The organism is Pseudodesulfovibrio tunisiensis, assembly GCF_022809775.1.
GTDB lineage: Bacteria > Desulfobacterota > Desulfovibrionia > Desulfovibrionales > Desulfovibrionaceae > Pseudodesulfovibrio > Pseudodesulfovibrio tunisiensis.
In genome coordinates this window covers 966,174-978,744 of record NZ_CP094380.1, presented here as the reverse complement: position 1 = coordinate 978,744, position 12,571 = coordinate 966,174, and the positions used below count along the sequence as shown (strand labels likewise).

The 12,571-nt window shown below is 58.2% G+C and carries 13 protein-coding genes; 5 read left to right on the top strand and 8 right to left on the bottom strand.

The features are described from left to right. The first annotated feature begins 71 nt into the window (after positions 1-71). From surE to MPN23_RS04915, 3 genes are all read left to right on the top strand, one after another. Positions 72-824, top strand: a complete 753-nt coding sequence (gene surE / locus MPN23_RS04925) for a 5'/3'-nucleotidase SurE (protein WP_243546484.1) — start codon at positions 72-74, stop codon at positions 822-824. 98 nt (positions 825-922) lie between these two features. After that, positions 923-1,900, top strand: coding sequence for a type I glyceraldehyde-3-phosphate dehydrogenase (gap, locus tag MPN23_RS04920; protein WP_243546483.1), 978 nt, complete (start codon positions 923-925; stop codon positions 1,898-1,900). A gap of 237 nt (positions 1,901-2,137) precedes the next feature. After that, a complete protein-coding gene (locus MPN23_RS04915; RefSeq protein WP_243546482.1) occupies positions 2,138-3,382 on the top strand; it encodes an EAL and HDOD domain-containing protein in 1,245 nt (414 codons plus the stop codon). Positions 3,383-3,452: 70 nt separating this feature from the next. On the opposite strand, the gene cimA is transcribed toward MPN23_RS04915, so the two are convergent. The 7 genes from cimA to MPN23_RS04880 are packed head-to-tail and all read right to left on the bottom strand — an operon-like array spanning position 3,453 to position 9,899. Beyond that, complete coding sequence (cimA, locus tag MPN23_RS04910; protein WP_243546481.1) at positions 3,453-5,051, bottom strand: citramalate synthase; 1,599 nt, start codon at positions 5,049-5,051, stop codon at positions 3,453-3,455. Beyond that, positions 5,051-6,283, bottom strand: coding sequence for an aspartate kinase (locus MPN23_RS04905; protein WP_243546480.1), 1,233 nt, complete (start codon positions 6,281-6,283; stop codon positions 5,051-5,053). The genes cimA and MPN23_RS04905 overlap by 1 nt, the downstream gene beginning before the upstream one ends. After that, entirely contained in the window at positions 6,280-6,786 is a 507-nt protein-coding gene (gene tsaE, locus MPN23_RS04900) for a tRNA (adenosine(37)-N6)-threonylcarbamoyltransferase complex ATPase subunit type 1 TsaE (RefSeq protein ID WP_243546479.1), read from the bottom strand. The genes MPN23_RS04905 and tsaE overlap by 4 nt, the downstream gene beginning before the upstream one ends. Positions 6,787-6,794: 8 nt before the next feature. Then, positions 6,795-7,247, bottom strand: a complete 453-nt coding sequence (locus MPN23_RS04895) for a CBS domain-containing protein (RefSeq protein ID WP_243546478.1) — start codon at positions 7,245-7,247, stop codon at positions 6,795-6,797. Then, positions 7,234-8,778 carry an NAD(P)H-hydrate dehydratase gene (locus tag MPN23_RS04890; RefSeq protein WP_243546477.1) on the bottom strand — a complete coding sequence of 515 codons (1,545 nt, stop codon included), beginning with the start codon at positions 8,776-8,778 and terminating at the stop codon, positions 7,234-7,236. The genes MPN23_RS04895 and MPN23_RS04890 overlap by 14 nt, the downstream gene beginning before the upstream one ends. Before the next feature lie 14 nt (positions 8,779-8,792). Continuing rightward, the gene (locus MPN23_RS04885; protein ID WP_243546476.1) at positions 8,793-9,167 is read right to left on the bottom strand and encodes a holo-[acyl-carrier-protein] synthase; all 375 of its coding nucleotides are present in this window, start codon (positions 9,165-9,167) and stop codon (positions 8,793-8,795) included. Positions 9,168-9,173: 6 nt separating this feature from the next. After that, a complete protein-coding gene (locus tag MPN23_RS04880) occupies positions 9,174-9,899 on the bottom strand; it encodes a pyridoxine 5'-phosphate synthase (protein WP_243546475.1) in 726 nt (241 codons plus the stop codon). A 188-nt stretch (positions 9,900-10,087) separates the two neighbouring features. Between MPN23_RS04880 and MPN23_RS04875 the strand changes: the two genes are divergently transcribed. Further along, a complete protein-coding gene (locus MPN23_RS04875; protein ID WP_243546474.1) occupies positions 10,088-11,425 on the top strand; it encodes a UDP-glucose dehydrogenase family protein in 1,338 nt (445 codons plus the stop codon). A 75-nt stretch (positions 11,426-11,500) separates the two neighbouring features. Here the strand turns inward: MPN23_RS04875 and MPN23_RS04870 are convergent, their stop codons facing one another. Continuing rightward, positions 11,501-11,716, bottom strand: a complete 216-nt coding sequence (locus MPN23_RS04870; RefSeq protein WP_243546473.1) for a hypothetical protein — start codon at positions 11,714-11,716, stop codon at positions 11,501-11,503. Between the two features lie 314 nt (positions 11,717-12,030). On the opposite strand from MPN23_RS04870, the gene MPN23_RS04865 reads away from it, so the two are divergent. After that, positions 12,031-12,522 (top strand): chemotaxis protein CheW, encoded by a 492-nt coding sequence (locus tag MPN23_RS04865; protein ID WP_243546472.1) that lies wholly within the window; start codon positions 12,031-12,033, stop codon positions 12,520-12,522. The last annotated feature ends 49 nt before the right edge of the window (positions 12,523-12,571 follow it).

Sequence of the window (12,571 nt, the reverse complement as noted above, 5' to 3'; positions counted from 1 at the left end):
GGTGTTTCCCCGCTAGAAGGTTATGAACCTGATTTCACTGCAATTGTCAAACACACAACGCCGGAGGCTGCATGGACATCTTGCTTGCCAATGACGACGGCATACAGGCTGCAGGCCTGCGGGCGCTCTATTTTGCCCTCAAGGAGGCCGGACATTCGGTGCATGTTGTCGCACCCGTGACCGAACAGTCCGCCGTGGGACATGCCGTCACCCTGAGCATGCCGCTCAAGGTCAAGGAATTTCGGGAAAACGGGTTTCAGGGACTCGGAGTATACGGGACTCCCGTGGACTGCGTCAAACTCGGACTTACCACGCTCCTGGAGCGCAAGCCCGATCTCGTGCTTTCCGGCATCAATGCCGGGGCGAACGTGGGCGTGGACATCCTGTATTCCGGTACGGTTTCCGCAGCCACGGAAGGCGCGCTCATGTGCATTCCCGCCATGGCCGTGTCCATGGACAGCTTCAAAGCTGTCGAGCTGAGCGGACAGGCCCGGTATGCCGCGGATTTGCTCAACCGGATTCCCTTTGATCGTCTGCCGGAAAAATGCGTGCTCAACCTCAATTTTCCGGACAGGCCGATGGAGGAGACCCTTGATCTGGTCGTCTGCCCTCACACCCGCGCTTCGTATGACGATTGGTACGACGCAAGGATTGACCCCAGAGGCGGGCCGTATTATTGGCTCAACGGCATGATTCCTCCCGAGCGGCTCAGTCCCGACAGGGACCGCGCACTGCTGACCATGGGACATGTCACCCTGACCCCGTTGCGTTTCGATTTCACGGACAGACAGGCCATGGACACGCTGAGGGATGGTATTTTCTAATTCACCCTCGTTGACGTATATTCCCTGCGTCAGTATGGTTTCGTCTATCCCATTCTGTAGTGTACGGAATAAAACTCTCATTTTCAGGAGGATCGGATATGGCAGTTAAAGTTGGCCTCAATGGTTTTGGACGTATCGGCCGCTACATGGCCCGTTTGCTGGCCGAAGAAACCGAGCTGGAACTGGTACAGGTGAATGCCCGCGCTTCCAATGAAGACCTGGCCCATCTGCTCAAGTACGACTCGGTGCACGGCCGTTTCATGGATGTGGAGGCCAATGATGACGGCTTTGTCATGGCCGGGAAGCAGGTCAAGGTGACCCGCAATGCACCGGGGGAATGGGATTGGTCCGGTTGCGATCTGGTTGTGGAATCCACGGGCAAGTTCCGTGATCGCGAGAGCTGCGAGAAGCACATGGCTGGCGGTGCCAGAAAGGTCATCATCAGCGCTCCCGGACAGAATCCGGACGTGACCATCGTCATGGGCGTGAACGATCAGGACCTCAAGCCCGAACACAGGATCATTTCCAACGCCTCCTGCACCACCAATTGTCTGGCGCCGGCTGCCAAGGTGATCAACGACACCTTCGGCATCAAGCACGGCATCATGACCACGGTGCATTCCTATACCATGAGCCAGCGCATTCTCGACGGTTCCCACAAGGACATCCGTCGCGCCCGCGCCTGCGCCGTGAACATGGTTCCCACCACCACTGGTGCGGCCAAGGCCGTGGGGCTGGTCATCCCCGAACTGAACGGCGTGCTGGATGGCATGGCCATCCGCGTTCCCACTCCCAACGTGTCTCTGGTGGATCTGGTGTGCGAACTGGAAAAGCCCACCACCGTGGAAGAGGTGAACGCCGCGCTCAAGGCCGCGTCCAACGAGAACATGGGCTACACCGAAGAGCCTCTCGTTTCCGTGGATTTCATGGGCTCCACCCACGGCGGCGTAGTTGACTCGCAGCTGACCCGTGTCATGGGCGGCACCCAGCTCAAGCTGATCATCTGGTACGACAACGAGGCCGGTTTCACGAATCAGCTCGTGCGTCTGACCCGCAAGGTCGCTGGTACGCTGTAGGCAGCCCGAAGGCTGTTTCAGGCTTTTTGTCAGGCCCGCGCTTCTGCGCGGGCCTGTTTCTTTTCGGGGACGGAATCATGTTAGCCGATTCCCAAAATAATGGTGCGCAGTGGCGTTTTTTGCTGGAGAGTATTTACTTGGGGAAAGTTTTCAAATATTGAACAATAATTCAAAATAGGTATGCCCTTTCAGGGTGGCAACAACATGACGGCGTGTGGGAAGAGGAGCCTCTGGAACATGCTTTCCGACGAAACCATGGAACTCGGCGACAGTTCGCTTTTTCTCGTTCGGCAACCGGTTTTTGACCGGGACAGGAACGTTTGGGGGTACGAACTCAAAACGAATGCTGTCGAGGCCTTGGATGGGCTCGTTCAGGAAAACATGGTGGACGCGTTTCGGGATACTCTGGCCGCCATCGGCGAGAATGCCGGAATCGACAAGAAAATATTCGTCAGCGCGGATCTTGAGGAACTGCTTGGCGAGGGAGACACCCCCATCGACTGGGGCAATTGCGTTGTCACCTTTTCCGGCGAGTCGGCCGGGTCCCGGGAACATCGTCTTTTCGTCGAGACCATGAAGCAATTCGGCGGAACAATGCTGCTGGATCAGGATGTCGGAGCCGAAGTCTTTGATGAACTTGCCGCAGAGGCCGACATCTTTCGGGTTTCACTGGCTGGAAAATCTCCAAGGGATATTGTCAAGGCGAGACATTCGCTCAAGGATTTTCCCGGCAGGTTTCTTGCGTCGGACATTGAAAGCTGGGAAGCCTATGAAGGGACGCGGGCTCTCGGATTCGATCTGTTTCAGGGTTCGTTTTTCAGCCGTCCGTTCATTGATCCGGAAAGGGATATTTCTTCGGGAAACGTGGCCAAGCTGCAACTGCTGCGGGAATTGAACAATTCGGCTTGCGAGCTTGACGAGCTGTCGGCCATCATTTCCACGGACGTCGCCTTGAGCTACAAGCTGCTCAAATACATCAATTCCGCATCCTTCGGCATGCGCAACCGCATCCGTTCCATTCCGCAGGCCGTTTCCCTCCTCGGACTCAAGGAGGTGCGTCATTGGGCCATGGTCGTGATCATGGCCGACCTTGACCCCACACCCAGGGGAGAAGAACTGGCATACATGGCCTTGCAGCGTGCCCGGTTTCTGGGGAAGCTTGCTTCGGTCCTGTCCCGGTTGCCGCAAAGCGGGGAATCCATGTTTCTGCTCGGCCTCTTTTCCAAACTGGATGCACTGCTTTCCTATGACATGCGTCAGGCTCTGGCCGACATTCCGCTTGATCATGACATGAAGGCGGCCTTGTGCGGCGAGGAAAACGAATATCGGGAGTGGCTGGACATGCTGGACGCCGTGGAACAGGCCCGTTGGGGATATGCCAACGGGTTCATCGTCCGGTTCGGCGCCTGCCTGACCAAGGCTGCCACGGAATATCTCAAGGCCTCGTCATGGGCGGCTCGGCAACTGCCGAACATCCGCTGATTTTCGAAAGGAAAACGCCCGGCTCCACGTGAGGGAGCCGGGCGTTTTTTTTTTGCAGGATGAAAGCGGGTCAATCCGCCTGTCGCCGGAGGTCGTCCTTGTACAGCTTGTACTTGATGGAATCCACCACGGCCTGCCAGCTCGCTTCAATGATGTTGTGGGAGACGCCCATGGTGGTCCAGCGCGATTCCCTGTCGCCGGATTCCACCAGCACGCGGACAAACGAGGCGGTTCCACCCGTGTCGCGCATGACTCCGGACAGGACGCGGACCTTGAAGTCGAGCAGGCGTATGTCCGAAAGTCCCGGATAGAAGCGTTTCAGCCCCTTGCGCAGGGCGCGGTCAAGAGCGTTGACCGGTCCCATGCCCGTGGCTGCGGTGTGTTCCACCTCGCCCTTGACCTCCACGATGACCGTGGCCTCGGAAAAGGGCTCCGGGTCTTCCTCGCGTTTTGCGTCCACAACGAAGAAGTTGCGGAAGTGGAAGTAGTCCAGTTCCTTGCCCAATGCCTTGAGCAGGATGAGTTCGAAGGAGGCGTCGGCCACGGAATATTCGTAGCCCATGCTTTCCCTGAGCTTCAATTCCTTGAGCAGCCGGTCCAGAGTCGGATCGTTCTTGCCCAGATCATAGCCGAGTTCCCGGGCCTTGAACATGATGTTGCTGCGCCCGGCAAGGTCGGACAGGAGCACCCGCTGTCCGTTGCCGACCAGTTCCGGTCGAATGTGTTCGTAGGTCCGGGAGTCCTTGAGAATGGCACTGACATGCACGCCGCCCTTGTGTGCAAAGGCGGATGCGCCCACGAACGGCTGGCGCATGAAGGGGCGCAGGTTGGCTGTCTCGCTTACGAAATGGGAGGTGGCGGCCAGTCGTCTGAGGTTGTCTGCGCCCACGCAGTGGATGCCGCATTTGAGTTCGAGATTCGGGATGATCGAGCAGAGGTTGGCATTGCCGCACCGTTCACCGTAGCCGTTCATGGTGCCCTGAACCTGCACCGCGCCGAGCCGGACCGCTTCCAGAGAGTTGGCCACCGCAAGTTCGGAATCATTGTGCGCATGGATGCCGAGAGCGGCTTCGGGCAGTTCTTCGCGGACCGTGCGAATGATTTCGCCGACCTCGGCAGTCAGGGTGCCGCCGTTGGTGTCGCATAGCACGAGCACGTCGGCCCCGGCCTCGTGGGCTGTCCTGAGACAGGTCAGGGCGTATTCCGGATTGTTTTTGAATCCGTCGAAGAAGTGTTCCGCGTCGAAGAAGAGTTCGGGAGTCCGTGGTCTGAGATACCCGAGGCTGTTGGCGATGAGTTCGAGGTTGCGTTCCAGTGGGACCCCCAACGCCGTCGTGGCGTGGAGGTCCCATGTCTTTCCGAAGATGGTGATGGCGTCCGTGCCCGCTTCGAGCAGGGCCGCGAGATTGGGATCGCTTTCCGGCGTGAGCTTGGCCAGATGCGTGCTGCCGAACGCGGTTGTCTTCGCGTTCTTGAGCGGTTGCCGTTTGACGGCGTCAAAGAATTTTCTGTCTGTTGGGTTGGAACCCGGCCAGCCTCCCTCGATGTAGTGGATGCCGAATTCGTCCAGTTTTCTGGCTATGCGGAGTTTGTCCTCGTGAGTGAGGTTCAGTTCCTCGGCCTGGGTTCCGTCCCTGAGCGTGGTGTCGTATATTTTGACCTGTTTCATTATTCTCGTATTGTTTGTTCTTCTTCCAGCTGAAAAGCCTTGTGAAGAGTTCGCACCGCAAGTTCGGTGTATTTGTCGTCTATGAGGCATGTGACCTTGATCTCGGAAGTGCTGATCATCAGGATGTTCACATTCTCGTCGGCAAGCGCGCGGAACGCCCGGGAGGCCACACCCGAGTGGCTGCGCATGCCGACGCCGATAATCGTGATCTTGGCTACGTTCAGGTCGGAACGCAGCTCCTCGTAGCCTATTTCATATTTCAGTTTGTCCAGGATTTTGACGGTCTGGTCAAGGTCGGCGCGAGGCACGGTGAAGGTCATGTCCGTGACACCGTCCTTGCTCGGGTTCTGGACGATCATGTCCACGAGAATCTTCTTGTCGGCCAGGGGACCGAAAATGGTGGCGGAAACGCCGGGCTTGTCAATGACGTGAACAAGAGTGACGCGAGCCTGATCCCGGTCGTAAGCGATTCCGGAAACAAGTGCAGCTTCCATGTTTTCATCCTCCTGAGTGACTATGGTGCCCGGCTCATCGGAAAAGGTGGAGCGGACATGTACGGTAACATTGTATTTCTTGGCAAATTCAACAGAGCGGATTTGGAGCACCTTGGCACCCATGCTGGCCATTTCCAGCATCTCGTCGTAGACGATTCTGTCCAGCTTTCGAGCATCGCTGCAAATATTGGGGTCCGTGGTGAATACGCCGGGGACGTCGGTATAGATCTCACAGAGGTCGGCCTCAAGGGCGGCGGCCAGAGCAACTGCGGACGTATCGGAACCGCCGCGGCCCAAGGTGGTGATGCGGCCGCAATCGCTGCATCCCTGAAAGCCGGCCATGACCAGCACGTCGTATTCCTCAAGCAGACCTTTGAGCTTGTCCGCGTCTATGTCCATGATTCGGGCCCTGCCGTGGGAGCCGTCGGTCGTGATGGGGACCTGAAAGCCGAGCACGGAGCGGGCCTGAATGCCCTGATTCTTGAGCAGCATGGCGAAAAGCGAACAGGAGACCTGCTCGCCCGTGGAAACAAGCGTATCGGTTTCCGCCGGGTCCGGGGTGGAAGACCATTCCCGGGCCAGGTCCAGCAGCCGATTGGTCTCGCCGGACATGGCGGAGAGCACCACCACGACCTTGTTGCCGTCCCGCAGAGGGCGAAGCACTTTTTTCATGACCTGGCGCTGGCATTCGAGGTTGCGGACCGAGGTTCCTCCGAATTTTTGTACAACGATGTTCATTTTGGCCTCTTTGCCCCGACAAACCTCTCCAGCCGGGGTTTCAGTGTTTCGATCAGACCCTCGGCATCCTTTCCAATGGCATGCATTTCGAGGGTTCGTCCAGTCTCGCACGGCTTCCATTCCAGAAACAGGCCGTTGTCCGGCCAGTATTCCCGGTCCAGAAACTGTATCCATTCGACTGCCGTGAGAGTGGATGGGGCGCCCAGAAATTCGAACAGGGATTCGTCCGGAGGCATGCCCTCCAGACGGTACAGGTCGAAATGGGCGACAGGCGGGACGGTCGGATACAGATTGAAAATATTGAAACTCGGACTCGAAACTTCAGCGAGTTCCGAGCCGGGCAGGGATTCCACCAATCCGCGGATCAGCGTGGTTTTGCCGGAGCCGAGATTCCCCTGAAGGAGCAGGGCCGGCACGGGACGGGCTGCCGCCAGTACCTGTGCCAGTATCCTCCCCAGTTCAAGGGTGTCTTCGGCGGTATGCAGGCGGAGCGTCAGAAGCATGGGAGAAGTTATTGCCCTTGCACAAGGGTACGCAACACGTCTTCCTTGCCCACGACGCCCACCAGTTCGCCATTGTCGATGACCGGAAGGGTATACAACTTGGCGTTGGCCATCAGGGTCGCGATTTCCTCGACAGTGGACTCCGGAGTCACGAAGGTCGGCGCCGCGGTCATGGCGTCGCCCACGGTCAGGGCCGTGATCTTTTTCATCTCGGCTTCCAGCTCATCATGAGAGGATAGGGGAAACACGCCGTCGAGCAGAGTGAAGAAGGAAGGCAGCGTCACCTTTTTCTGCTGGGCGACCAGATCGGATTGGCAGAGCACGCCCACGACCTTGCCGTCTTCCAGTACCGGAGCACCATTGATTTTTTTTTCAAGCAGGGTTTTGGCCGCAACGGAGATTTCGGTGTCCGGAGTAAAGGTGACGCATTTGACGGTCATGATGTCTTCAGCTTTCAGCATTGCAATGCTCCTTTGCGGCTCGCGGAAGCATGTCCGCGATTTCATGGGCCAGATTGCCCCTCATTGGATATTCTTTTCGTAACAGTTTTCCTGCCAGCCCGTGCCAGTACACGGCCAGACTCGCGGCGCGGACGGGCGGCATGCCCTGCGCTGTCAATGCGCCGATGATGCCCGAAAGCACGTCTCCGGAACCGCCGACAGCGAGATTGGGCTCGGCGAATGGGGACAGGCAGGTCATCACCTCGTTGGCCACGATGGTTCCGGCTCCCTTGAGAACCAGAGTTGCCGACGTGCTTTCCGTGAAAGCCCGGACCGCCCCGATCCGGTCGGCCTGAATTTCGGCCGTGGAAACGCCCGCCAGACGGGCCATTTCTCCGGGGTGCGGGGTGAGTACGGTGTGGTATCCGAATTGTCCGATCAGTTCCGGCGTTTGGGCCAGAGCGAACAACGCATCGGCATCGTACACGACGTGCGTCGGCCACTCTGCAACAAAAGCCCGGAGGAAATCAACCGTTTTCGGGTCCCTTCCCAGACCGGGGCCCACAACGGCCGCGTCGAACCTGCGGGAATGCTCGAGAAGTTGGGCCAGACAATCCCGGTCCCAGTCCGGTCCGCATCCCAGCGCCAGCGTCATGATGTCCGGGCTGCCCGCCTTGATGCTCTGGGCCAGCGCACCGGGGCAGGCGATGGTGGCGAGGCCCGCTCCTGCTCGCAAGGCACCGAGTGCGGCCAGATGCGGCGCGCCGGTCAATCCCGGGGAACCGCCCACGATCACGACATGTCCGGCCGTGCCCTTGTGCATGTCCAGGCCGGGGACCGGGATGTGGTTCATGATGTCCGGTTCTATCAGGTAGTGACGGGTTGGCAGGTTCTCACGAATCTTCCTGGGAATGCCGATGGAGCGGACATGCACCTTTCCGGTGTAGGTCCGGGCCTCGGGCATGGCCAGACCGAGTTTTGCCGCTTCGAACGTGGCCGTGGCATTCGCCCGGATGGCTTCGGGCTGTGGCTGTCCTGTCATGCCGTTCAGGCCGGAGGGGATGTCGATGGCCAGCACAAAGGCGTGAGAGCCCATGCTGTTCAGGGTGCGGATCAGTTCCAGCGCATCCGGTCGGAGTTCTCCGGCGAATCCGGTGCCCAGAATGCCGTCCACGATGATGTCCGGCTGGGGCAGGGTGCTGATGTCGGTTTGGGAAAGATAATGTATTGGCACACCGACTTCGCGCGCCCAGTTCAGGTGCATCCGGGTTTCGCCACGGTAGCGCTTCTTGGGCTTGGTGTGGAATACGGACACCTTGGCGTCCATGTCCAGAAGGTGGCGGGAAAGGGCGAACGCATCGCCGCCGTTGTTGCCGGAACCTGCGAAGCAGTACACGGTTCTGCCTGTCACGGGGCCGTATTCCCGCAGGAGTACGTTCAGGGCCTCGCGGCTGGCGGTTTCCATGAGTGCGGCCCCGGGAAATCCGAGGCCCTGTATGGTTTCCGAGTCCCAGGTGGACATTTCGGCTGGAGTGGGCAGGGGAGTCAGCATGGTCGGGTACCTCCTCAGCCCTCCAGTATCACGGTTGCCGCCGCAGTGTCACGGGAATGGGTCAGGGAGATGTGTGCCCGGGTCGCACCCAGTTCCCTGAATCTTTCCTGACCAGCGCCCAAAAAGGCTATTTCCGGTTTGCCGGATTTGGCGTGGAGTATTTCAACGCATTTGAAATGAATGCCGTTGGCGAACCCGGTGCCCAGGGCCTTGACCGCGGCTTCCTTGCCCGCAAACAGGGCCGCGAGTCTGGGCACGGGGTTTTTCCCGGGCAGTTGAGCGAGTTCGTCCGGGGTCAGGATTTTCCGGGCGAACCGTTCTCCGAATTTTTCATGGAGCATGCGGATGCGATCCAGTTCCGCAAGGTCTGTGCCTATGCCTTTTATCATGTGTCCCTAGTCCGCGAAGGTTCTGACAAGTCCGGCCATGTCGCGCACGGCCCGGTCCAGCCCCACATAGATGGCGCGGGCCATGATGGCGTGTCCGATGGAATATTCGCTGATGCCCGGCACATTCCTGAAGGCCAGAATGTTGCGGTAGTTCAGGCCATGTCCCAGATTCACCTTGAGATCGTGCTTCTGGGCCAGTTCGATGCCTTTCAGAATCTTGTCCAGTTCCTTTTCTCTGTCGCGGAAATCCTTGGCATCCGCATAGTGACCGGTGTGGATTTCGATGAATTCGCTGCCGATGGCTGCGGCAGCTTCGATCTGGGCCGGGTCCGCGTCGATGAACAGGCTGGCTCTGATGCCCTGATCGTGGATCGGTTTCAGAAATTCGCGCAATTCCTGTTCGCGGCCAATGCAGTTCAGGCCACCTTCTGTGGTGAGTTCCTGACGTTTTTCCGGGACCAGACAGACCATTTCCGGATTCACTTTCAGGGCGATGGACTGCATTTCCCCGGTTGCTGCCATTTCCAGATGCAGACGGGTGTTGCAGGTGGCCTTGATCAGTTCCACGTCCCGGTCCTGAATATGCCTGCGATCCTCGCGCAGATGGACAATGATTCCGGTGGCTCCGGCAGTTTCCGCCATGTAGGCGGCCGTGACGGGCTCCGGCTCGATGCCCATCCGGGCCTGGCGAAGGGTGGCAACATGGTCCACATTGACGACGAGAACTGGCATATGAGTACCTCCGGGGTGAGATTGCGATTGAAAGTCATTGAGTAAGACTTCCGGGACCGGAATGCAACCTTTGGCGCGCTTGGTCAACGGGTAATCGGCATGAAGGGTGCATTGACAATATGCGACGCACGGATGTATCCAACACAGCCTGAAATGGATTGAAAAAAAGCTTTGGAGTTTTTTGCATAATGAATATCTGCATCGTTGGGACCGGATATGTCGGCTTGGTGTCCGCCGCATGTTTTGCCGAAATGGGCAGCCATGTGATGTGCGTGGACGTCAATCCTGTTGTGGTGGAAACCCTGAAGAGCGGCAAGGTGCATATTTTCGAGCCCGGCCTTGAGGAGATGGTTGCCCGCAACACTTCGGAAGGTCGATTGGATTTCACGACCGATCTGGGGCAGGGACTGGCCGAGGCCGAAGTCGTGTTCATCACCGTGGGGACGCCGTGCGGTGAGGACGGAAGCTGCGACCTGCGCTACGTCGATGCCGTGGCCCGCGAAGTCGGACAGCGCATGACCTCGCCCAAGATCGTGGTGGACAAGTCCACCGTGCCCGTAGGCACTGCGGACCGGGTTCGGGGCATCATTGCCGGGGAGCTGGCAAAGCGCGGTTTCGACATCGACTTCGACGTGGTTTCCAATCCGGAGTTTCTCAAGGAAGGCGACGCGGTCAACGATTTCATGAAGCCGGATCGCGTCATCGTGGGCACGGACAATCCCGCCTCGGCCAAGGTGTTGCGTTCCCTGTACGCTCCGTTTGCGCGTAGTCGGGACAAGCTCATCGTCATGGGTGTGCGCAGCGCGGAAATGACCAAGTATGCAGCCAACTGCATGCTTGCCACCAAGATTTCCTTCATCAATGAGGTTGCCAACATCTGCGAGCGCGTGGGCGCGGACGTGTCCGAGGTGCGTGCCGGAATCGGGTCGGACAGCCGTATCGGCTACAGTTTCATCTATCCCGGCGTGGGCTATGGCGGCTCCTGTTTTCCCAAGGACGTCAAGGCGCTGATCCGCACCGCGGACGAGCACGGGTGGAACGCGCGTTTGATTCGGGCCGTGGATGACGTGAATGATGTGCAGAAAGGCGTGCTGGCCGACAAGGTCAAGGCGTATTTCGAACCGCAGGGGGGTGTCGCCGGAAAGACGCTGGCCTTGTGGGGTATCGCTTTCAAGGCCAATACCGATGACATCCGCGAGGCCTCTTCCGTGGTCGTGATTCGCGAGTTGACGGCTGCGGGCATGAAGGTTCGCGCCTTTGATCCGGTGGCCAGCGAGCGCGCCCGCAAGGAGCTGGCGGACGTGGAAGGGCTGGAGATCGTGGAGAGCGAGTACGAGGCTCTGGAGGGAGCGGACGCTTTGGCCGTGGTCACGGAGTGGAACATGTTTCGCAACCCGGATTTCGAACGCATCAAGGCGTCTCTGACCGCTCCCATCGTGTTTGACGGCCGCAATCTGTATGCGCCCGAGGATATGGGGGCGCGCGGATTCGCCTATTTCAGTATTGGCAGAAAGGCCGTGGCCTGATGTCAGAACAGCGAAAAAAGCCCCCGTCCGCTTCGGACGGGGGCTTTTTTTTGCGTTTCCTGATCGTTTCCGGAACTAGATGTTGCCCCGGCAGCAGGTCCTGAACTGCAACTCCTGAAGGATGATGCGTTCGTACTCGGGACAGTATTCGGCGTCGGGATTGTCATCCTGGTTTGCCATTCTGGCAAGCTGTTGGGTTTCTTCCCAGAAATCCAGTAGTTCCTCGTCGGCCAGAGATTTGACCTGTTCCTCCAGAGTCGAATCGCTTGTGAAGGCGGCATATTGACCCATGCGCGCTGCACCGTCCTTGATTAGAAAAATTATAAGAAAATCAAACTGATAGGTACAAATTGAATTTTAAGTTAGTCCTTTATTTTCTGGCCGTCAACCTGCTCAAACCCGTGTTTCGCGGCGCAGCGTGTCAACTGGTGGGCTTTGTTGGCTAAAAAAAATGCAGGAAATGGCATCCCGGAAGACGAACGCGGGCGAGCTGTGGCTGTCTGTTGGGCGCGGGACTTTTCCATTGACAAACATGTTCTGGGTTGCCAAGGTGATTCGACTGAAATGTTTGTCTTTTATTTGTCATGTCGTTCGCGAGGTGCGTGATGGATTTCCAGCCCGAGGAAACCGAAGTCAGGGAAGTGGACCAGAAATTGATTCAACTGGTCACGTTCAGCATTGGTGAAGAGGAGTTCGGCGTCGATATTCTCCGCGTCCAGGAAATAATCCGGACCATGGAGATCACCAAGGTGCCCAGAGCTCCCGAGTTCGTGGAAGGGGTGATCAATCTGCGCGGCAAGGTCATTCCCATCGTGGACCTGCGCCGCCGGTTCGGTCAGGAGTCCAAGGAACACGACAAGTATACGCGGATTATTGTCATGGAAATCGACATGATGATCGTCGGTTTTGTCGTGGATTCGGTGTCCGAGGTGCTTCGCATTCCCGCCAACTCGGTTCAGCCGCCGCCGCCCGTGGTTTCCGGCATGGATTCCGAATACATAGAAGGTGTCGGCAAGCTGGAGGACAGGCTGCTCATCCTGCTGGATTTGAACCTGCTGCTCAGCGGCGAAGAACGTGATGCACTGGCCGCTGTCTGACGACACGGTGTTTTTTCTGGTGACAAGCCGCCCTTGAACCCGGTAGGGA

What these genes read in the sequence shown, in the direction of transcription:
- MPN23_RS04870 (WP_243546473.1), bottom strand. Translation starts at nt 11,716, where the DNA reads ATGGGTCAATATGCCGCCTTCACAAGCGATTCGACTCTGGAGGAACAG.
- MPN23_RS04885 (WP_243546476.1), bottom strand. Translation starts at nt 9,167, where the DNA reads ATGATAAAAGGCATAGGCACAGACCTTGCGGAACTGGATCGCATCCGC.
- gap (WP_243546483.1), top strand. Translation starts at nt 923, where the DNA reads ATGGCAGTTAAAGTTGGCCTCAATGGTTTTGGACGTATCGGCCGCTAC.
- MPN23_RS04915 (WP_243546482.1), top strand. Translation starts at nt 2,138, where the DNA reads ATGCTTTCCGACGAAACCATGGAACTCGGCGACAGTTCGCTTTTTCTC.
- MPN23_RS04875 (WP_243546474.1), top strand. Translation starts at nt 10,088, where the DNA reads ATGAATATCTGCATCGTTGGGACCGGATATGTCGGCTTGGTGTCCGCC.
- MPN23_RS04895 (WP_243546478.1), bottom strand. Translation starts at nt 7,247, where the DNA reads ATGCTGAAAGCTGAAGACATCATGACCGTCAAATGCGTCACCTTTACT.
- surE (WP_243546484.1), top strand. Translation starts at nt 72, where the DNA reads ATGGACATCTTGCTTGCCAATGACGACGGCATACAGGCTGCAGGCCTG.
- MPN23_RS04880 (WP_243546475.1), bottom strand. Translation starts at nt 9,899, where the DNA reads ATGCCAGTTCTCGTCGTCAATGTGGACCATGTTGCCACCCTTCGCCAG.
- MPN23_RS04865 (WP_243546472.1), top strand. Translation starts at nt 12,031, where the DNA reads ATGGATTTCCAGCCCGAGGAAACCGAAGTCAGGGAAGTGGACCAGAAA.
- MPN23_RS04905 (WP_243546480.1), bottom strand. Translation starts at nt 6,283, where the DNA reads ATGAACATCGTTGTACAAAAATTCGGAGGAACCTCGGTCCGCAACCTC.
- MPN23_RS04890 (WP_243546477.1), bottom strand. Translation starts at nt 8,778, where the DNA reads ATGCTGACTCCCCTGCCCACTCCAGCCGAAATGTCCACCTGGGACTCG.
- cimA (WP_243546481.1), bottom strand. Translation starts at nt 5,051, where the DNA reads ATGAAACAGGTCAAAATATACGACACCACGCTCAGGGACGGAACCCAG.
- tsaE (WP_243546479.1), bottom strand. Translation starts at nt 6,786, where the DNA reads ATGCTTCTGACGCTCCGCCTGCATACCGCCGAAGACACCCTTGAACTG.